Origin of the sequence: Azospirillum sp. TSH100 (assembly GCF_004923295.1) — a bacterium.
GTDB lineage: Bacteria > Pseudomonadota > Alphaproteobacteria > Azospirillales > Azospirillaceae > Azospirillum.
In genome coordinates this window covers 810790-831071 of sequence record NZ_CP039636.1, presented here as the reverse complement: position 1 = coordinate 831071, position 20282 = coordinate 810790, and the positions used below count along the sequence as shown (strand labels likewise).

13 protein-coding genes are annotated in these 20282 nt (G+C 68.9%); 4 read left to right on the top strand and 9 right to left on the bottom strand.

All coding sequences use genetic code 11. From position 1 onward, the window contains the following. Positions 1-5: 5 nt before the first annotated feature. The 9 genes from E6C72_RS21220 to E6C72_RS21180 all read right to left on the bottom strand — a co-directional run bounded on the left by E6C72_RS21220 (position 6) and on the right by E6C72_RS21180 (position 14173). Complete coding sequence (locus E6C72_RS21220) at positions 6-1193, bottom strand: glycosyltransferase family 4 protein (RefSeq protein ID WP_169055255.1); 1188 nt, start codon at positions 1191-1193, stop codon at positions 6-8. Continuing rightward, the gene (locus tag E6C72_RS21215; protein ID WP_247875536.1) at positions 1178-2668 is read right to left on the bottom strand and encodes an O-antigen ligase; all 1491 of its coding nucleotides are present in this window, start codon (positions 2666-2668) and stop codon (positions 1178-1180) included. The genes E6C72_RS21220 and E6C72_RS21215 overlap by 16 nt, the downstream gene beginning before the upstream one ends. Next, positions 2665-3690 (bottom strand): glycosyltransferase family 2 protein, encoded by a 1026-nt coding sequence (locus E6C72_RS21210; protein ID WP_109084708.1) that lies wholly within the window; start codon positions 3688-3690, stop codon positions 2665-2667. The genes E6C72_RS21215 and E6C72_RS21210 overlap by 4 nt, the downstream gene beginning before the upstream one ends. Continuing rightward, positions 3687-4859 carry a glycosyltransferase gene (locus E6C72_RS21205; RefSeq protein ID WP_109084709.1) on the bottom strand — a complete coding sequence of 391 codons (1173 nt, stop codon included), beginning with the start codon at positions 4857-4859 and terminating at the stop codon, positions 3687-3689. Before E6C72_RS21205 ends, E6C72_RS21210 begins: the two co-directional genes overlap by 4 nt. 51 nt (positions 4860-4910) lie before the next feature. Further along, on the bottom strand, positions 4911-7235 hold the full coding sequence (locus tag E6C72_RS21200) for a Wzz/FepE/Etk N-terminal domain-containing protein (RefSeq protein ID WP_109084710.1): 2325 nt from the start codon (positions 7233-7235) through the stop codon (positions 4911-4913). 61 nt (positions 7236-7296) lie between these two features. Next, positions 7297-9414 carry a hypothetical protein gene (locus tag E6C72_RS21195; RefSeq protein ID WP_199228705.1) on the bottom strand — a complete coding sequence of 706 codons (2118 nt, stop codon included), beginning with the start codon at positions 9412-9414 and terminating at the stop codon, positions 7297-7299. Then, positions 9411-11261 (bottom strand): glycosyltransferase, encoded by a 1851-nt coding sequence (locus E6C72_RS21190; protein ID WP_109084711.1) that lies wholly within the window; start codon positions 11259-11261, stop codon positions 9411-9413. Before E6C72_RS21190 ends, E6C72_RS21195 begins: the two co-directional genes overlap by 4 nt. A 29-nt stretch (positions 11262-11290) precedes the next feature. Then, positions 11291-12664 carry an oligosaccharide flippase family protein gene (locus E6C72_RS21185; RefSeq protein ID WP_109084712.1) on the bottom strand — a complete coding sequence of 458 codons (1374 nt, stop codon included), beginning with the start codon at positions 12662-12664 and terminating at the stop codon, positions 11291-11293. Between the two features lie 495 nt (positions 12665-13159). Next, positions 13160-14173, bottom strand: coding sequence for a LacI family DNA-binding transcriptional regulator (locus tag E6C72_RS21180; protein ID WP_109084713.1), 1014 nt, complete (start codon positions 14171-14173; stop codon positions 13160-13162). 259 nt (positions 14174-14432) lie between these two features. Here E6C72_RS21180 and ptsP point away from each other — a divergent pair, with 259 nt between their 5' ends. The 4 genes from ptsP to E6C72_RS21160 all read left to right on the top strand — a co-directional run bounded on the left by ptsP (position 14433) and on the right by E6C72_RS21160 (position 20266). Beyond that, the gene (gene ptsP, locus E6C72_RS21175) at positions 14433-16964 is read left to right on the top strand and encodes a phosphoenolpyruvate--protein phosphotransferase (RefSeq protein WP_109084714.1); all 2532 of its coding nucleotides are present in this window, start codon (positions 14433-14435) and stop codon (positions 16962-16964) included. Next, on the top strand, positions 16961-17923 hold the full coding sequence (gene pfkB, locus E6C72_RS21170; protein WP_109084715.1) for a 1-phosphofructokinase: 963 nt from the start codon (positions 16961-16963) through the stop codon (positions 17921-17923). Before ptsP ends, pfkB begins: the two co-directional genes overlap by 4 nt. Positions 17924-17993: 70 nt before the next feature. Continuing rightward, positions 17994-19772, top strand: a complete 1779-nt coding sequence (locus E6C72_RS21165) for a fructose-specific PTS transporter subunit EIIC (RefSeq protein ID WP_109084716.1) — start codon at positions 17994-17996, stop codon at positions 19770-19772. A gap of 176 nt (positions 19773-19948) precedes the next feature. Continuing rightward, positions 19949-20266, top strand: coding sequence for a hypothetical protein (locus E6C72_RS21160; RefSeq protein ID WP_109084717.1), 318 nt, complete (start codon positions 19949-19951; stop codon positions 20264-20266). The last annotated feature ends 16 nt before the right edge of the window (positions 20267-20282 follow it).

The following is a 20282-nucleotide window of genomic DNA, read 5'->3' as shown; positions in this document are numbered from 1 at the left end:
GATGCTCATTGCAGGGCGCCCCGGTAAATGGCGGCGGTGCGGGCGGCGATCACCGGCCAGTCGAAGCGGCTGCGGACCAGCGCCCGGCAGACGTCGGCGGTGGGCAGGCGACGGACGCCCGTCAACGCCTCGGCAAGGCCGATGCCGATCGCCTCTGCCTCGGTTCCGGCCAGCACGAGGTCGCCGTCCAAGCCCTCCACGACCTCCGGCAGACCGCCGACCGGGGTGACCATCACCGGCGTGCCGGCAGCCAGCGATTCCAACGCGGTCAGGCCGAATCCCTCCAGTGTCTGCGATGGCATCACGCACAGGTCGGCGCCGCGGTAGGCCAACGGCAGATGGGCGTCGGGAACAAAGCCAAGCAGCCGGACATGCTCGTCCAGCCCCAGCGCATCGATGCGGTCCTGCAGGGCTGCCGCTTCCGGTCCACGGCCGGCGACGACCAGCAGGACGTCGGGTGTCCGGCGGCGCAGGTCCACCATCGCATCGACCAGCGCGGTCAGTCCCATGCGCTTCACCAGCCGGCGCACCGTCAGAACCGTGGGCCGCCCCTGCGGCCAGCCGAGACGGGCACGCGCCTGCTGCCGGCTGTCGGGCAGGTCGTAGCGGTCGGCGTCGACACCGCCCGGCACCCGATGGATACGCTCCGGCGGCACGCCGTAACGCTCGGCCAGGATGGTGGCGAAGGATCGCGACAGCACGACGAAGCGGGTAGCACGGTGATAAACCAGCCGCTCCACCATGAATTTCAACCGCACCGCCAGCGGACTAGCCCCTTCCGCCGCACTTTCCAGGGCCCAGGGACCATGAAAGTGGACGATCAGCGGCCGGTTGCGCAGGGCGGGCAGGGCGCTCACCGTGTTCAGAGCGAAGTGCGAAGCGACGAGGTCGGGTGACTGTCGGCGTAAAGCCTTGGCGATGGCGCTCCGTGCCCCTGCCAGCCGGCGTGGCAGCGAGGCGGTCGGCGATGCGAAGCTGTCGATGCGGGCCCCGTTGTCCAGCGTTTCCGAGACGGTGCCCAGCACCAGCCCCGAAAAGGCGATGCCCTGTTGAGGCAGATGACGGGCGAGGTGGTAGAACATGTTCTCCGCCCCGCCATGGGTTTCCGGGAACCAGCCCAGCCCAAGCTGAAGAACGCTGGTCTCCCGCAATTCCCTTGGCAGCGAGCCGGGCAGGATCAGGCTTCCATCCATGGCTTGTCCTCTTTGAACCGGTGGGCGGGGCCTGCCGGTTGAATGGTGGTCTGCCGACTGGCCAAGCCGTGGTTCTTCGCCGCCATCGCCATGCCCAGGAAGAACCAGAAGCCGACGCCCGTCACCTTCACCAGCGTGTGTTCGAAGACCATGCAGCCCAGGATGGTCAACGCCGCCGTTTCGGCACAGCGGGCGAACGGGTAGGGCGGCGCCCCGCCCCGGCGCAACATGCCGACGGTCAGCGCGATGATGCCGGCGACATAGCCCAGCGTGCCGGGCCAGCCGAGTTCGTAGGGCACGCGCAGGATGCCGCTGTCGAAAAAGGCCATGGCGCCCAGCTGCCCGTCCTCGTTGGTCAGCTTGGTCGCGGTGTCTATGGTGCCGAGCCCGGCGCCGCGCACTTCGGTCAGCGCCTGGATCAGGAAGCGGCCGTAGAACTCCTGCCGCTCCTGATAGCTGCGGTCGTTCTCCATCGAATTCAGCGTGTCGAAGCGGGAGACGATCGCCTGACTGACCATCGGCACGCTGAGGAGCGGCAGGGAGCACAGCACCAGCCCGACACCGACCGCGACCAGCCGCAGCCGGTGCCGGCCCGGCATGGTCAGCAGCAGCCACGCGAAGGAGAACAGCCCGGCCAGCCACGCCGCCCGCACAAGGCTGAGCATCAGGGATCCCAACGCCAGGGCGCCGGCGATGGGAACGAGAATGCCGCGCGCCGCCGGCAGCACCGCCAGCCCGGTCACCAGCAGGAAGGCCAGCGGGCCGGAGGAATTCAGCGTGCTGAACACCCGCACCTGCATCGGCAGCGGCATGCCCTGGTTGGTCATGCCGACATTGATCAGCCAGCGCGCATCCCAGGCAGGCATGACGAAATACTGGATCAGGCCATAGCCACCGACCAGGGCCATCCCCAGCACGAAGGCGCGGAGCACCGCGTCACGCATCTGCGGGTAGAGCGGCCAGTGCAGCGCCACGTAAAGCCCCAGCGTCACCGGCACCAGCCAGTTCAGCAGCGCGAAGGTCGCCGCCGCCATGCCGGCCTGGGTGATGCCGTTGAAATATGCGTAGAAGATGCCGAGCATCACCGGCACGAAGCCGAAATAGGCGCGGTAGCGCAGCATCGGCAGATACTGTCCGATGACCAACCAAGTCATCGCGCCGACGGCGAAGGGCGTCACCATGACCGGGCTGATGACGCTCCATCCCGCCTGATAGTCGACCAGCCGCCGGACCTCCGGCGTCAGGAACCACAACCACCAGCTGAAGGCGGCGAAGCGGGCCGGATCACGCGTCACCAGCAGCGCGCCGACGATCAGCGCGGCGACCGGAAAGATGATCTCCAGAAGTCCGGCCTTGCCGACCAGCACCGGCATCGCCACCAGAAACCAGAAGATCGGTGCCGCCAGCTTGCCAACGGATGGCAGGCCGGCCGTGGCATGATGAGTGTGGTCCGCGCCAGCGGTGGCGACGGTCATGCCGGTGTCTCCCGCCAGTCGCGCATTCCCGCCAACCGGCCGCGCAGCGTGGCGCGCAGCTTCGCCCCGGCATGGCGGTCGCCGCGCAGCCGCAACCGTGCCCATTGCGCCAGTCCGGGAAACTCGCAGGTTCCCACCAGCGTGGCCCACAATGCGAAGACGACGCGGTTGGCCGGGCCGAAATGAGCCATCAGGGCGAGCGTGTCGTTGAAGGTCGCGTTTTCCTGGGCCAGGGGGTGGAAATGATCGGTGCCGCGCTGGTCGATATCAAAACGCACGGCAGGGAAGTGATCGACCGCCACCAGAGGGTCGTAGACCAGCCGCCAACCCCGGCGGGACAGGCGCAGGCAGAAATCCACCTCGTTGCGGACCTGGGCGCCGCTGCCGCGCAGGCGGGTGTTCAGCCGCTGGCCGGCGATGGCCGCGCGGCGGAAGCTCCAGTTGGCGCCTTTCAGCACATCCACGTCCTGGGCCGGGCCGACGCCAAGATGGTGGTTGCCGATCACCCGGCCGAACCATTGCAGCCTGCCGACCACCTCCGCCTCGCCGGATTCCGGCACGTCACCGTGATAGACATGGTCGCGGCCGCCCACGCCGCCGATGCGGGGATCGGTGCGATACCAGGTTTCGATCCGCTCCACCCAGTCGGGATGGGGAACGGCATCGTCGTCGGTGATGGCGACGATGTCGCCGCGGGCATGGTCCATTCCGCGGTTGATGGCGGCGACTTGCCCCGGCACATCGATGCCGACGACCTGAACCGGCAGGGCGGATGCATAGCGCCGGGCGACCTCTGCTGATCCGGGGTCGGTGTCGCGCACGGTGACGACGACCTGGACCGGCGCCAGCGTCTGACGGACCAGCCCATCCAGGCAGCTGGCGAGCTGGTCCGGCCGGCGATAGGTCGGGACGATGACGGTGACGCCCAGCCGTTCGATGGTGTCGGGATCGACCGGGACCAGCGACACCGGGCGGGCCGCGGTCGGCTGGCTCCGGGTTGACGGAGTCATGCTGTCGCTCATGCCGTGGCCAGCTCCCGCCCGCGGCTGCTGGCTGAATCGAACCGTTCCGGCGCCAGGAAGGCTTCCTCGCCGTTAACCCAGCTGTCGATGGTCTCGCGCAGGCGCATCTTGAACACGTCGCGGTCGAAGCGGGCGGCATGGGCGCGGATGGCGACGGGGTTGAAGCGATGCTCCTGCGCCTCGAACCGCTGAACCGCCTCGATCAGCCCCTCGGGCGTCTGTTGGTCGAAGAACAGGCCGGAGAGGCCGTCGCGCACCGTTTCGGTTGCCCCGCCGCGGTTCAGCGCGATCACCGGCCGGCCGGCGGCCATCGCCTCCACCGGGACGATGCCGAAATCCTCGTTGGCAGTGAAGATCAGCGCCCGGCAGGCGGCATAGTGGCGATCGAGTTCGGCCGGGGAGCAGTGGCCGACCAGTTCCACGGTCGGTCCGGCCATCTGCTTCAGCCGCTTGAACTCCTCCCCTTCGCCGACCACGACCAGCTTGCGCCCCATGCGGTTGAAGGCCTCGATGGCGATGTCGGCCCGTTTGTAGGGGACCAGCTGGCTGACGAACAGGTAATGGTCGCTCCGGTCGCCGCCGTCGGTGGCGGTGACGGTGGCGAAGCGCTGGGTTTCCACCGGCGGGTGGATGACGGTGGCGTCGCGGCGATAGACCCGCCAGATGCGCTGGGCCACCGTGTGCGAATTGGCGATGAAGCGGTCGACCCGCGCCGCCGTCGCCAGATCCCATTGGCGCAGCCGGTGGATGGCATAGGGCATCAGCGGGCGCACCATCGGCCCGGCCGAATGCAGGTAATCGTGATAACCGCTCCACACATAGCGCATCGGCGTGTGGCAGTAGCAGACATGCAGTGCGTCGGGCCGCGTCAGCACGCCCTTTGCCGGGCCGGACTCGCTGCTGATGACGAGGTCGTAGGCGCTGAGGTCCAGCTGTTCCAGCGCCAGCGGCATCAGCGGCAGGTATTTCTGGTACATCCGGTGGGCCATCGGCAGCCGGTCGATGAAGGTCGTGGTGACCCGGTGGCTGCGGATGATCGGCGACATGCGCTCCGGCCGATAGACATGGGTGAAGATGTCCGCCTCCGGATACAGCTCGCACAGGGCTTCGATGACCTTCTCGCCCCCGCGCATCCCGACGAGCCAGTAATGGACGATCGCGACTTTCATGGTGGGTTCTCCCGAAAGGGACCGGCGCTCACGTGAGCCGAGGATTCACACTTACGCGATGCGGCGCAGGCGGTAGGAGCGGCCGCTGGGCGGACGGGCGCCATATTCGAGGTTCGCGTGCTCGCGGGCATTCACCATCGACAGCACCGCCCCGCCGATCCGCCCGCCGACCTGCCGCACCTGCTTGATGCCGGCGCCGGCGAGGCTGGAGGCGGTGCGCGCCCAGCGCACGACGTAGAGGACCCGGTCGGCCAGCGGCGCCAGGATCAGCGCATCCGACACCGACAGCACCGGCGGCGTGTCGAGCACCACGACGTCATAGCGTTCGGCAAGCTCGACCAGCAGCGACAGCATGGCCTTCGAGCCCAGCAGGATCTGCGGCCGGTCGACCGGCCGGCCGGCAGCGATCACCGCGACCCGACGGCGGTCGTCGATATGCACCACCTGATCCAGCGTCGCGTCGCCTTCCAGCAGGTCGGTCAACCCCTTGGGCGGGCGGACGCCGCCGAGAAGCCGGTGAACGGCGGGGCGGCGGGTGTCGCAATCGACGATGACGACGCGCCGGCCAATGTCGGCCAGGAAGGCGGACAGGGCGACCGCCAGCGTGGTCTTGCCTTCCCCCGCCACCGAGGAGGTCAGCATCACCACCTCGCCGCCCTTGATGCTGGCCGGCTCGGCCCCGGTGCGGACCAGATGCAGCCGGGCGCAGAGCCGCCAGACGGCCTCGGCGAAGTCGCCGCCGCCGGTGTCGGCATAGGGATCGCGACCGGCTTCGGCACTGGCGGATCGTTTGGTCCGGCCCAGCAGCGGCACTATGCCGACGGCGGGCAGGCCCAGCACGGCCTCCACCTGATGAGAGCTGTAGACCCCGCGCTGCTGCATGGTGCGCACCAGGGCGATGCCGGTGGCGATGGCGCCGCAGACAATGGCGGCCAGTCCCGCCAGCACCGTCTTGCCCGGCCCGACCGGCCCGCCAGGCACGGCGGCGGCCGAGACGATGCGCACGTCCGGTGTCATCTCCAGCGCTTGCAGCACCTGGGTTTCCTTCAGGCGGGTGACGGCACGGCGATAGTTGTCGTCGGACGCATCGGCCTGCCGCTGTAGGTCGCGCAGCCGTACGTCGGCCTGGAGCGTGTCGAAGGATTCGGCGCGCAGAGCCTCTAGCCGGCGGGACAGGTCCTGGATCTTGGCGACCTGCTGTTCCACCTCGCCGCGCAGGCTGCGGACCACGCGGTCGATCTCGGTGGCGAGGGTGGCGCTCAGCTCGCGCAGTTCGGCGGTCGGCCGGTTCAGCGCCGGGTGGCGGTCGCCATACTGGGCCCGAAGTTCGGCAAGCTGGGCGTTCAGCGCCGCCTGACGCTGGCGCAGGGTCGTGATCAGCGGGTCGCCGCCGATGTCGGCGCCGGTCAACGATTCCGGATTGCCGGGCCGCACCGACTGCAATTGCCGCAGCCGGGCCTGGGCGTTGGCCTGGGCGCTGCGCGCCTCCGCCAGCTGGGCGTTCAGGGCCGACATTTCCTCGTTGACCAGCGGAGCGTCACGCCCCTTCACCATGCCGGTTTCCGAGCGCATCGCCTCGACTGCCGCGCGTCCGGTGGTGGTCATGTCCTGGCGCAGCTCGTCCAGCCGGCTTTGCAGCCATTCGCTGGCATTCTGGGTGGCGTTGCGCTTCGCCTCCACCTGGATGGCGATGTAGGCGTCGGCGACGGCGTTGGCGGCACGGGCGGCCAGCTGCGGATCCTTGGCTTCCACCGTGATGCGGATGGCGCGCGACTGCACGCCGGGGCTGATGCGCAGGTTCTTCTGAAAGGCGTCGGTAAGGCGGGCGCTCTCCCGCTCCTGTGCGTTGCCGGTCGACGGGGCCGGACGCGGCGGCGGAGTCACGAGGGTGGCCAACTGCTCAGGCAGCATCGCCGCCACGTCGGTCAGCAGGGCGCGGCCGTCCTCCATCAGCGGGGCGAACAGGCCCGGCTTGTCGGCGGTCGCGGCATATTCCGGTTCCTGCCCCAGGTTCAGCGTCTCCACCACGCGGCGGGCGAGATCGCGGGAGCGGAGGATTTCGACCTCCGTATTGACGGTGTCGAGATAGATCCCCATCGGCTCGGAGACGGAGGGGATGTTGATGACGCGGTTCGGATGTGGGTCAATCACCACGACGGCGGAAGAATTGTACAGCGGGGTCATGACGTTGACCAGCAGCAACGCCGGCAGCCACAGCACCGCGGTCAGCCCGAGGATCAGCCATTTCTGCCGCCACAGCATCTGGGCCAGCCGACCGACATCAATCTTGTCGGCGCCCGTTCCGACCGGCGGTGCGACGAAGCCGGCGGCGAACCCGGCCGTGCCTGACGGCAATCGGTGTTCCGGTGCGTCCATGGGCTTGAACTCCTTCCTCTCGGGCGACCTGTGCGCGGTGGTGCAAGACGGCTGCGGTGGATCAGGCGACCTCTGCCGGATCGCGGCGAGGCTGGCGGGTGCCGGCGGGAGCTTCGGGTGGCAGGTGGGGGAGCGCCCCTTGAGACGCTGAAACGCCCTGTCCGGCCTTCACCTCCGCCAGGATGCGGGCGTAGCGGGCGACGGTGTTGGGAGTGACGTTGATCAGTGTCCCGGTCCCGCCGCCATTGGCGACAAGCTGGGCGACCTGGAACAGAGCGCGTCCCTTTTCCAGAACCTCGCCCGGCAGCATCCACAGGATGGAATCGATGTTGGACGCCAGCCATCCCGGCTGGCCGCTGCGCGTCAGGCGGCGTTCGGCCGTCCGGACCTGGGCGGTGTTGCGGATGGTGTAGAAGGGCGACCAGCCATCCCAATCCCCGGCCGTGAAAGGCAGGGCTACAAAGCCACCGTCGGTCACCGCCGGCTCGGCATCGCCGAAGCCGGCCTTGGTCCACATATAGTCGAACCCGGCGGAACGGACGGCGGCGGCGATCTCCGGCCGCAAAGGGCCGGGCCGGGAGCTGTCATAGGGCCGCCACGCCTCGTAGAAGCGATCAAGCCGGTAGCGGCGCAGCGCATTGCCGATCATGCGCCGGGCGTCAATCGCCGGCCCGCCCGCCTGCGATGCTGTCTCGACGCTGGCCGCAGGGGTCTCGGACGGGCGCGGCCGGGGGGCGATGCGCAGGACCGGGCGTCCCTCCTCCCAATGCAGGCGCGGGGTGTGGCCGGGCACCAGAGGGGAGTCGACCAGCGGCCACCAGCCGCGGGGCATCAGTCCCGGCGGCAACAGGGTGGCGACCTCCGCCCGGGCGTCGGCCAGCAGGCGGGCGAGTTCGCCATCCGGCATCTCCCCCTCGGCGCAGACGCCGCGCCCGGTGCTTCCCAGCAGAAGCTCCACCCGGCCCAGCACGCCGCCGCGGTCCTCCGGGATCGACAGCAGGGCGAGGTCGGCGGGGCTGGACTGGGTCAGGCTGTCGACGGTGACCACCAGACCGCAACGCAGCCCGGTCGCCGCCACCAGATCGAGGATGCGGGGAATGCAGTGCAGCTCGCGGATCATGCCCGACCACAGCACCAGCGTGGTCAGCACCCGTCCTTCCGACGCCCAGCGGAGCAAAGTGGCGTCGTCCGGCTCATAATCGGTGAAGGAACGCGGCGGATCCGGGAGATGCAACGGTACCGCAGCGGCGCTGGCGAAGGGCGGGTCGGGATCGACGATCTGCAAACCGCGGCCCAGCCGGCCCAGTGCGAAAAAGTCATGGTCGTCGAACTGCCGGCCATAGACCGGATCGGCACCGGCCTGGATCAGGTCGGCGGCACGCTCGATCACGTCAGTCTGCGGCCGGCCGTAGAGCGGCAGCAAACGCTTGGTCGCCGCCAGCGGCAACTGCGCCGCGATCAGGTCGGGATCGCCCAGCAGGGTGCCACGGCCCCAGCCGGCGTGCCGGCGTGCCAGCGCGGCGCTGAAGCTGGCATAGCTTTCCCCCGCCACCTTGCCTTCGGCGGCGTCGAGGCCGCCGGGAAAGTCGCGGGCGCGCACCGGGTCGACGCAATGACCGGTGAAACGCCGGGCGCCTAGGTCTTCCAGCCGCTCCCGCAGCCCGGCATCGGCGCTGATGTCGATGCCGAGGCAGGGCTCCGCCATCAGTTGCGGGTAGAGGAAGGGTGCGGCGACGATGCCGAGCGGGGTCTGCGGCGCCATGTCCAGCACCGCGACCTCCTCCGGGATCGGCTGGCCCAACAGATTGAAGGCGGCCTCATAGAGGGCGGCGGGATCGCGGCTGCGCAGGGCGCAGTCGCCCCCCGCTTCAACCACCGGCCAAAGCGGGGAGGCCGGGTCGCCCAGCGCCACGACCCGGTGGCAGGTGGTCAGCCACAGCGCATGGTCCAGATGCCGGCCGCCGGCCATCAGGCTGCCGGTGCCGGTCGCCTCGGTGCGATTGCCGTCCTCCCAGCCGCCGAAATGGCGGCCGCTGCGGCGCCCGTCATAATACAGGTCGAAGACCCAGCCAGCGCGTTCCGCCGCGGCGGCCAAAACCGGTGCCATGGCGACACGGTGCGGGTCGCCGCCATGGGCAAGGAAGAGGAGAAGAGGCGGCTTGGAGGGCGGTTGGGTCACGATGCTTGCCCCTCCGTACCGTTGCCACCGCGTCGGCACCACCACAGGTGCCATTTCGCCACCCCGGGCGGGCCGAAATGATCGGTCTTCTGCAACGTCAGGCCGGTCGCGGCGATGGCCTTGCGCATTTCCGGCGCCCAATGGTGGCGGACAAGCGCCTTCCACTCCGGCAGCACGCCGTGGCAGCGCATGGTCGCCAGCAGCCGGTCGGGCCGCCAGCGGTAATAGCGGGGATAGGCGATCACCCACAGCGGATTCGCGTTGGTGGTGTCGCAGACGATCCGTCCGCCGGGCTTGACCACCCGTTGCAGCTCGCGCACGCCGGCCTCCAGGTCCGGCAGGTGGCAGAGCAAGTCCATGGCGATAACGAGGTCGAAGCTGTCGTCGGCGAAGGGCAGCTTGCGGGCGTCGGCCTGCTGGACGGTCAGGGCGGGGAAGCGTTCCTTCGCCTCGGCCAGCATCTCGTGCGAGATGTCGACCAGCGTCACGTCATGGCGGCCGGCGAAGGGGCCGGTGATGCGGCCGTAGCCGCCGCCGACATCGAGGATGCGCATCCGCGACAGCCGTTCCAGCTCCGCCGCCACCGCGCGCCGCTTCTCGTCATAGATGCGGTAAAAGGGAGTGGTCGGGTGATCGGGACGGAAATGGCGGCGGTAGCCGTTGTTGTAGATGCCGGAGCCGGCGGCCTGCGTGCGTTCCGTCCTGGCGGTCTCCAGCAGGGCGGCGACCTGGGCGGCGACAGTGTCGACATCGAAGCTCTTCACATGTTCCAGACCGGCGGCGGCGACGGCCTTCAGTCCCTCGGGGGCGGCCAGCCGGGCGATCAGCATGTCGCGCAGCGGTTCGGCCTGTCCCGGTGGAACCAGCCATCCGGTGCGGCCATGCTCGATGATCTCCGGGAAGCCGCCGCAATCGCTGGCGACCACCGGCACGCCGAGCGCCATAGCCTCCACCACCACGAAGCCGAAGCTCTCCCACAGGGAGGGGACGACCGCCAGTTCCGCTCGCGCCACCACGGCCAGCGCGTCGTTGCGCGGCAGGGCGCCGGTGAAATGGACGCGGTCGGCGACCGGAGCCACGTTACGGCGAAACTGGTCGATGATGGCGGCGCTCGCCGGGTCCTCGCCACCGATCATCATCAGATGCAGATCGGGGTTGGCGGCCAGGACGCCGGGGATGGCGCGGCCCAACATGGCGATGCCCTTGCGCCCCTCCAGCCGGCCGAAGAAGGCGATGAAGCGCTTCGGCAGCCCGATCGGCGGTTCGGCGCCGCGGGCTGCCGCCACCGAGGCAACATCGATGCTGTTGGGGATGATTTGGACCAGTTCCGGCGGGATGCGCCAGTAGTCTGCCACCCGGCGGGCGATGGCGCGGGTGGAGGCGTAGATCGCGGCGCTGCGACGGGTCTGGTCCCGCTCCAGCGCGTTCAGCAGATGGGTATGCGGCACCCAGGGCTGGGTGTTGGTGTCCATGACCAGCCCTGTTGGTGTCGCCAGCCGCGTGACCACCGGGATGGTGGTGAAACGGGTCAACCACCAGGCGTCGGCATCGAACTCCGCCGCATGCACAACGTCGGGACGGAAGGCGCGAACGGCATCGGCCAGCCGGCGGTTGGTCCGGAAGCGGTCCAACACCGCATGCACGTGCGGTCCGGGATCGACGCGCTGCACCGTCACGCCGTCCTCGATGGTGGTGCCGGCGGGCAGGGCGCCGGCCTTCCAGGGGGTAACCACCTGAACGGTATGGCCGAGCCGTGCCAGCGCGCGGGCCATCGTGTGGGTGTGCGTGGCGATACCGCCGAGCTTTTCGCCGGGTGGGTATTCGGGCGTCAAGAGCGACAATCGCATTGCGGTTTCCTCAATTCCTTTGAAGTCGGTCACTTGCCCACCGGGCCGGCCAAAGTGGAGGCCGGAGTGGCGGCCACCGGTGAGGGCTTGTCGAACAGGCGCCGCGGCAAGGCTGCGAGCATTGCCGGGTCGGGAATAAAGACGCGCCAGGGCAGTCCGGTCGCCCGGCGGTAGAGTGTCGCCGCGGTGGCGAACACCAGTGTGTAGGCGACGGTGGAGACGATGGCCGCCGCCAGGATTCCGCCGCTGCGCAGGAACAGCAGCAGCCCGCCAAGCGTGACCCCCATGCCCAGCAGGTTGGCCAGGGTGGCGGTGAAGGGCCGGTTTTCGGCATAGAGCCCGTTCAGCAGGATCGACGCGGCGGCATAGAGAACCGCACCCGGCAGCAGCAGCCGCAACGGAAGGGCGCTGTCGGCGAAGGGCGGGCCATAGACCAGCCTGATGGCGATGTCGGCGAAGACGAACAGGCCGCCGCCCAGCAGGCCGCCGATGGCGAAGGTCGCCTGAAGGCTGTTCAGCACGAGTTCGCGCCCCGACCGGCCCCGCCGGGCGGCGGCGGGCATGACCACGGTGGCGAGCGCGCCGGACAGGCTGACGATCAGCCAGGACAGGCTGGTCGCCAGGGCATAGAGTCCGACTTGCGCTGCCGGCAGGACGGCCGGGATGATCAGCAGGTCCAGCCGCTGGGTGATGACGCCGCCCACCACGTCGCCGTGGGTGCGCAGCGCATACCAGGCGGTCTGCCGCCCGAGCACGAGGTCCGGCCGGCCGATGCCGTGGCGGCGGACCAGCAGAGTGGCCGCCACCGCCAGCACCAGGGTGCTCATCGTCGCCTGGACGATGACGGCGCTCTCCACCGTGAAACGGCCTGCCGCCCAAAGCAGAGCGTAGAGGATGGCGACACCGGCCGGCTGGATGAAGGTAAGCGCGTTGAAGCTGCGGAAATCCTGGTCGCCCAGGATCAGTCCGAGCATCAGTTCCGACAACAGCGCCATCGCGATCATCGGCAGGTAGAGCCGTGCCAGCGCCAGCGTCTCCGTCGGCTGGGCCGCCAGCAGCGTCGGCAGCAGCAGATAGCCGATGCCGATCGCCAGCACCGCGACCGGAAGCAGGATCAGCGTCCAGGTGCCGAGCAACCGTCCGCCGGCGGCATGATCCCGCGACAGTGCGTAGGTGACCGCCTTGCCGCAGCCCATGCCGAACAGCCAGCCCAGCAACTGCACGGTGGTCAGCACCGCGGCCAGTGCTCCCCGGCCGTCCGGGCCAATGGTGCGGGCGACCAGAATCCCGGTCAGCAACCCCAGCCCCATCGTTGCGGCGGTGACGAGCACCGTCGCAATGCCATCCCGGGCGAAGCCGGTCCGCCATGTCGCCGCTTTTCGGCCGATCAAACCCTTCAGCATCGTGCCGTTACCCCCCCGTTGATGCCTCAGACGTCTGCGCACTGCGCATTCCCCCGATTTGCTGCTTCTTGTTTTGGTTGAAGTCCCGATCCCGATTTGTGACGACCACCTCGGTGCACTTTTTCGGGCTATAGAATGCTTGCTTCACCAACATTTTCCGATAGTTCGGAAAGTTATCGGGAAGAGGAACAACGATAAAAATTCGCCGTTATTGGTATCGGCGGGCATTATTTGTTGTGCGTTGCAAACAGGACGGTAGTGGGGTGTTGGGTTGGGGTCAACGCCGCTTTTGGAACTGTTCTTCCCACACACCAGGGGAGTATTTTTCTTTGAACATCCGTTGCCGAAAACCGGCTGCCCTAGCGTATCTTTCGGGCATGGGTTATCGGCGACGCCCATCGTCCGGCATCGGGAGTAGCCCGTTGCCGGGCGGATCGCACACGGTTGGGGAGGGGGAGACGCGGCGGCAACCAGCCGCTGTCGTCGTCGTCTCCGTCAGTCGGCGTCGGCCATCCGCGCGGCGGTGGAGCCACGCACGACGCAGGTGCCGCCCAGGACAAGGCGGCGGCTGGGGCGGTCCGGCGCTTCCAGCCGCTCGAACAGCAGGGCCATGGCGGACTGACCGATGTCCTGCACCGGCTGTTCGATGACGGTCAGGCCGGGGCCGACCAGTTCTGTCCAGGGTTCGTTGTCGAAGCCGGCGACCGCGATCCCGTCGGGGATCGGCAGCTTCAGCCGGCGGGCGGCTTTGACCACCCCCATCAGGAACAGGCTATTGCTGACGATGAAGGCCTCCGGGCGGTCATCTTCCGACATCCACTCCACCACCGCCGCCTCCGCCGCCTCGGCATGTGGGGCAAGAAAGCGGGCCGCCGGGCTCAGGCCATGGGCCATCATGGCGGCCCGATAGCCTTCGTGACGCTCCTGGCCGGTCGTACTGGTATTGCCGAACAGGCCGGCGATGCGTCGATAACCCTGGGCGTGCAGATGCTCCACCAGCATCGCCGCTGCGCGCGGGTTGTCGAGGACGACTGCGTCATGGCCGCCCGTCGGCGCGTTGCGGTCAATCAACACCACCGGGAAATCGAGGTCCAGCCGGTCGAGACGGTCAAGCGTCGCGCGGGTGGGGGCGAAGATCAGCCCGGTGATCCGCTCCTCCTGCATCAGGCGCAGATAAAGCTCCTCCCGTTCGGGATTCTCGTCGCTGTTGCACAGGATGACGCGCATCCCGGCGCGATAGGCCGCATCCTCCACCGCTCGGCTGACGGCGGTGAAGAAGGGGTTGCGGATGTCGGACACCACCAGCCCGATGGTCTGCGAATGCTGGGATCGCAGCCGCCGCGCCGAAAGGTTGGGGCGGTAGCCGGTGTCGCGCACCGCGTCCTCCACCCGCTTGCGCAAGGCATCGCTGACAGGACCGTTGCTCAGCACGCGCGACACGGTGGCGACCGATACGCCGGCTGCCAGGGCCACGTCCTTGATGCTGGCGGTTTTTCCCGAGGCGCTCATGTCCAGACCGATCGTGTGGAAGGGTGTCCCGATTGGGGCGGCGACCTCAAGCCATGCGGGCCGAGGAAGACCAGGGCGGCGCAGTATATGAAAACGTTTCCAATCGATCTCTTGGAGCATCCCTGATTTCGAGGCGCCTGACAAGACAGTCCTCGGAAAAACCTATATGTTGCAACGCAACAAGCGTTGACAGCGGAACTGTAATCGTTTTCACTGACATCAACAGGACAGACAAGAACCCGCGGAGGAGACGGTCGCCATGGCCACCGACACGCATCCCTTGAGCCTTCCCCCCGACCTGATCCGCCTGGGCGCCGCCCCGGCCGGGAAGGAGGCGGCAATCCGCGAGGCGGCACAGCTTCTGATCGCCGCGGGCTGCATCGATCCCGCTTATGCCGACAGCATGATCCGCCGCGAAACTGTGGCGAACACCTTCCTCGGCCATGGGGTCGCCATTCCGCATGGCATGGTGGACGACCGCAATCTGGTCCGTCGCAACGGCATCGCGATTCTCCAGGTGCCGGACGGCGTGGTCTGGAACGACGGGCAGACCGCCCGCCTAGTGGTCGCCATTGCGGCGCAGTCCGACGCCCATATCGCCATCCTTCGCCGCCTGACCCGCCTGATGCAGGACGAGGCGCGGCTGAACGCCCTGTTCACCACCGGCGATCCCGCCGACCTCGCCTCCGCCCTGTCGGACGAGACCTCGGTGCCGGCCGCGCCCGCCTCGGAGACCGGCGACCTCGCCGAAAGCTTCGAGTGGGTGGTCGATTACCCGACGGGCTTGCATGCCCGCCCTGCCGCCGCGTGGGTGGAGGCCGCCCGCGCCGCACCCGGCCGGATCCGCGTGCGCCATGGCGAGGAAACCGCGGACGGCAAGACGCTGGTCGCTCTGCTGCAATTGGGCCTGCGTCCCGGCGACCGCATCACCGTGTCGGCCGACGGGCCCGACGCCCGTGCGGTGCTGAACCGGCTGCGCGCCACCATCACCGGGCTGAGTGCGCGGGAGAAGGCCGATGCCGCCGCCGCGGCGCGCAAGGCGAAGTCGGTGGTGCAGGGCTGGACACCGCCGCCCTCTGCTGACCGCGAGATGCCCATGGTTGCCGGCATTGGCGCCAGCCCCGGCCTCGCCATCGGTCCGGTCCATGTGATGCCGAAGGCCGACCTGACGGTTCCCGACCGTCCGGCCCCGCTGCTGGACGGCGGCAACCGCCTGCACGAAGCGCTGAACCTGACCCGCCAGCAGCTGAAGGCGCTGGCGGACGACACCGCCCGCCGCCTTGGCCCGGCGGAGGCCGGCATCTTCGCGGCACAGGCGGAGCTTCTGAACGACACCGATGTCATAACGCTTGCCTGCCAGCTGATGGTGGAGGGGCATGGCCCCGGCTGGTCGTGGAACGAGGCGGTGGAGCGCAGCGCCACCCGGCTTGCCGCCAACCCCAACTCGGTGCTCGCCGGCCGCGCCGCCGACCTGCGCGACGTCGGCCGCCGGGTGCTGACCCGCATCGACCCGGATCTGCGCGGCGGCTCGATCCGCGATCTGCCCGACACCCCCTGCATCCTCGTCGCCGACGACTTGTCGCCGTCCGACACCGCCGCTCTCGACATGAGCCGCGTCATCGGTCTGGCGACGGCGCAGGGCGGCCCGACTTCCCATACCGCGATCCTGGCGCGCACGCTGGGGCTGCCGGCGATGGTGGCAGGTGGCGGTGCGCTGACCGAACTTGCCAACGGCACCACCGCGATTCTCGACGGCCAGTCCGGCCGCCTCTACCTCGATCCCACCGATGCCGACCTCGCCGCCGCCCGTGGCTGGATCGAGGAGCAGCGAGCCAGGAAGGCCCAGCAGGAGGAGCGGCGCAGCCTGCCCGCCCGCACCCGCGACGGCCACGTGGTGGAGATCGGCGCCAACGTCAACCGCCCCGATCAGGTGGCGATGGCTCTGTCGCAGGGCGGTGAGGGCGTCGGTCTGATGCGCACCGAATTCCTGTTCCTGGAGCGCGGCGACGCCCCCAGCGAGGAGGAGCAGTATCAGACCTACCGCGCCATGCTGGAGGCGCTGGATGGCCGGCCGCTGATCGTCCGCGCGCTGGACATTGGCGGCGACAAGCAGGTGCCGCATCTGCAATTGCCGCATGAGGAAAACCCGTTCCTCGGCGTGCGCGGAGCCCGTCTGCTGCTGCGCCATCCCGAACTGCTGGAACCGCAGCTGCGCGCCCTCTACCGCGCCGCCAAGGGAGCCAAGCCGGGGGCACTGCTGATCATGTTCCCGATGATCACCACGTTGCGCGAGATCGAAGCGTTGCGCGCCGTCTGCGACTGCATCCGGACGGAACTGGACGCCCCGGCGGTACCGCTGGGCATCATGGTGGAGGTGCCGGCAGCCGCCATCCAGGCCGACGTGCTGGCCCGCCATGTCGATTTCTTCTCCATCGGTACCAACGACCTGACGCAGTACGCACTGGCGATCGACCGCCAGCACCCTGAACTGGCGGCGGAGGCGGACAGCCTGCACCCGTCGGTCCTGCGCCTGATCCGGCTGACGGTGGAAGGGGCGGAAAGGCACGGCCGCTGGGTCGGCGTCTGCGGGGGCATCGCCGGCGATCCGTTCGGCGCCGCCCTGCTGACCGGTCTTGGTGTGCGTGAGTTGTCGATGACCCCGCGCGACATCCCCGGCGTCAAGGACAAACTGCGCGACAGCGACCTGGCCGGCCTGCGGGCTTTGGCCCAGCGGGCGCTGGACTGCGAATCCTCCGACGAGGTGCGGGCGCTGGAGGGGGAAGCGTCATGACGAATCCCGCCATAAGGTCGGTCGTCACCGTCACGCTGAACCCGGCCATCGACCAGACCATCACGGTCGAGGCCCTGAAGCCCGGCAGCGTCCACCGCGCCAAGGCGGTGCGCCACAATGCCGGCGGCAAGGGCGTCAACGTCGCCAGTTGCCTCGCCGACTGGGGCACGCCGGTGGTCGCCACAGGGCTGCTCGGCGCCGGTAACGCGGCGCCGTTCGAGGCGCTGTTCCAGGCGAAGAGCATAGCCGACGCCTTCCTGCGGCTGCCGGGGGAGACCCGCGTCAACATCAAGATCGCCGACCTCGCGGCCAACGACACCACGGACATCAACCTGCCGGGCCTGACCGCCGACGAAGACGCGCTTAACCGGGTGCGGGAGACGGTCCGTCGGCTGGTGGAGCCGGGGTCGCCGGTCCTGCTGGCCGGCAGCCTGCCGGAAGGCGTGCCAGTGCATGGCTATGCCACGCTGACCGCCGATCTGACCGGCGCCGGCGCCCGTGTCGTGCTGGACAGCAGTGGGGCACCGCTGGCGGCGGCGCTCGCCTCCACCGGTGCGCTCCCCCACTGCATCAAGCCCAACCGTCACGAACTGGAGGATTGGGTCGGCCGGCCGCTGCCGACCGACGACGATTTGCTGGACGCCGCACGCGGCCTCAACCGTCGCGGGGTGTCGGTGGTGGTGGTGTCGCTGGGGGCGGACGGTGCTCTGTTCGTCGATGGCACCCGCGCCCTGCACGGCCGGCTGCCGCCGGTCCAGGCGCTCAGCACCGTCGGAGCCGGAGACGCCATGGTGGCCGGGCTGATCGCCGCCTTCCAGCAGGACGGCGGGCTGGAGGACGTCGCCCGGCTGTCGGTGGCCTTCGCTGCCGCCAAGCTCGGCTGCTTCGGTCCCAACCTGCCGGATCCGGCGATGGTGCGGTCGCTCGCATCGCAAGTGGTGCTGACCCGACTTGACTGAATTTTCCGATGGGATCGGACTGGACTCAACACAGTGACAGGCGCGGGCGCGAACCCGCCAGGAGGAAACAATGGCGAACCTGTTGGCCGTGATCGCGGCGGGCGATCTCACCACCCAGGCCGTTCTGGCGGCGGAGGCATTGCGCAAGGCGGCGGCAAAGGCTGGCCATCGCATCCAGGTTGAGATCCGCACCAGCCTTGGGATCCAGGCTCCACTCGACGCCGGCGAACTGTCGGCGGCCGATGGCGTGATCCTGGTCGGCAGCGACGACCATGATGACGGACGGTTCGCCGCGATGAAGCGCAGCAGCGCGTCGCTGGACGATGTGCTGGCCAATGCCGATGCCGTGCTGGGGAAGGCGCTGTCCTCCACCGCCGCCGCCACGGCGTCTGCGCAGCGCCGGATCGTCGCCATCACTTCCTGCCCGACGGGCATCGCCCACACCTTCATGGCGGCCGAAGGCATCCAGCAGGCGGCGACCGCGCTGGGCCACAAGGTTCGGGTTGAGACGCAGGGCTCCGTCGGCGCCCGCGACACGCTGACCGAAGACGAGATCCGCGAGGCGGATGTCGTGCTGATCGCAGCCGACACCCAGATCGACCTGTCCCGCTTCGCCGGCAAGCGCGTGTTCATGAGCGGCACCAAGCCGGCCATCAACGACGGCAAGGCCCTGGTCAACCGTGCCTTGGCCGAAGCGAAGATGCATGGCGCCCCCGGCGGCGCCTCGGGCGGCACGGTTCCGCTGGCCGAAGCGGTCGCCGCCGGCAAGGCCGAGCGGTCGGCCCAGCGCACCGGCCCCTACAAGCATCTGATGACCGGCGTGTCCTTCATGCTGCCCTTCGTGGTGACTGGCGGCCTGCTGATCGCGCTGGCCTTCGCGCTGGGCGGTATCTACGTCTATGAGGAATCCAACGCCGGCACGCTGGGCTATGCCCTGTTCCAGATCGGCGCCAAGGGCGCCTTCGCCCTGATGGTTCCGGCGCTGGGTGGCTACATCGCCTATTCGATCGCCGACCGTCCCGGCATCGCTCCCGGCATGGTGGGCGGCATGCTGGCCGGCAGCATCGGCGCCGGCTTCCTGGGCGGCATCGTCGCCGGCTTCATCGCCGGTTATGGCACCGCCTTCCTCAACCGCCACATCAAGCTGCACCGCAACCTCGAAGGGCTGAAGCCGGTGCTGATCCTGCCTCTGCTGGGCTCGCTGCTGACCGGCCTGCTGATGATCTATGTCGTCGGTACCCCCGTCGCCGAGGCCCTGGCCTGGATGAGCGCCTGGCTGAAGGGCATGCAGGGCAGCAGTGCCATCCTGCTCGGCCTGCTGCTGGGCGCCATGATGGCCTTCGACATGGGCGGTCCGGTCAACAAGGCGGCCTATGCCTTCTCCACCGGCCTGATTGCCTCGCAGGTCTACACCCCGATGGCCGCCGCCATGGCCGCCGGCATGGTACCGCCGCTGGGTCTGGCGCTCGCAACCAAGCTGTTCGCCGACCGCTTCACCCATGAGGAACGCGAGGCCGGCAACGCCGCCGCGGTCCTGGGCATCGCCTTCATCACCGAGGGTGCCATTCCCTTCGCCGCCCGCGACCCGCTGCGCGTCATCCCGGCGCTGATGATCGGTGGCGCTCTGACCGGCGCGATGTCGATGGCGGTGGGTGCGGAGTTGAAGGTGCCCCATGGCGGCGTCTTTGTCCTGCCGATCCCCAACGCGGTGACGCATCTGCTGGGCTATATCATCGCGCTGGTCGTCGGCACCGTGGTGACCGCGGTGGCCCTGCGCATCCTGAAGAAGCCGATTGCCGCCGCGTCAGCGGCGAAGCCTGCGGTCCAGGGGGCCGGGGCGCACGCCTGACCCTTCCCGTTTCCATCCCTTTCCTCTCGGGCGTCCTCCCGACCCTGGCCCTTCCCCGCTTCCGCGGGGAGGGGCCTTCTTTTTTACCGAAGATCCGGTTTCCGAATGATTCCGCGCCAGCTTTCGCCGCACCGCCCGTGTGATCCGTCAAGACACCGCCCCGGAGTGACCGATCCATGCTCGACGAAAAACCCGACGTGATGCTGGGCAACATGCTGCTGCATGTGAACCTGCTGGCTCTTGGCACGCTGATGACCAAGATGATGGCGGAGATGTTCCGCAAGGACGAGAACCCGGCCGGCAAGGCCGACGAATGGTTGCGTCTGTTCGAGGCGACTGCGGCCCAGATGACCTTCGCCGGCGAAACACCGGAATGGAGCGACCTGACCGCGCAGGAATTCCGCGACGTCCTGATGCAGCACATCCACCGCGCCCGGGCCATGGCGCTGGGGGAGGAATGCGACCCGCGCGCCTATCTGCGCCATCATGGCTGAGAGGGAAACCGTTCCG

Bases quoted from the DNA above. Each gene is read 5' to 3' on its own strand.
- E6C72_RS21220 (WP_169055255.1), bottom strand. From the start codon at position 1,193: ATGGATGGAAGCCTGATCCTGCCCGGCTCGCTGCCAAGGGAATTGCGG.
- E6C72_RS21205 (WP_109084709.1), bottom strand. From the start codon at position 4,859: ATGAAAGTCGCGATCGTCCATTACTGGCTCGTCGGGATGCGCGGGGGC.
- E6C72_RS21215 (WP_247875536.1), bottom strand. From the start codon at position 2,668: ATGACCGTCGCCACCGCTGGCGCGGACCACACTCATCATGCCACGGCC.
- E6C72_RS21180 (WP_109084713.1), bottom strand. From the start codon at position 14,173: ATGAGCGCCTCGGGAAAAACCGCCAGCATCAAGGACGTGGCCCTGGCA.
- pfkB (WP_109084715.1), top strand. From the start codon at position 16,961: ATGACGAATCCCGCCATAAGGTCGGTCGTCACCGTCACGCTGAACCCG.
- E6C72_RS21200 (WP_109084710.1), bottom strand. From the start codon at position 7,235: ATGGACGCACCGGAACACCGATTGCCGTCAGGCACGGCCGGGTTCGCC.
- E6C72_RS21190 (WP_109084711.1), bottom strand. From the start codon at position 11,261: ATGCGATTGTCGCTCTTGACGCCCGAATACCCACCCGGCGAAAAGCTC.
- ptsP (WP_109084714.1), top strand. From the start codon at position 14,433: ATGGCCACCGACACGCATCCCTTGAGCCTTCCCCCCGACCTGATCCGC.
- E6C72_RS21160 (WP_109084717.1), top strand. From the start codon at position 19,949: ATGCTCGACGAAAAACCCGACGTGATGCTGGGCAACATGCTGCTGCAT.
- E6C72_RS21185 (WP_109084712.1), bottom strand. From the start codon at position 12,664: ATGCTGAAGGGTTTGATCGGCCGAAAAGCGGCGACATGGCGGACCGGC.
- E6C72_RS21210 (WP_109084708.1), bottom strand. From the start codon at position 3,690: ATGAGCGACAGCATGACTCCGTCAACCCGGAGCCAGCCGACCGCGGCC.
- E6C72_RS21165 (WP_109084716.1), top strand. From the start codon at position 17,994: ATGGCGAACCTGTTGGCCGTGATCGCGGCGGGCGATCTCACCACCCAG.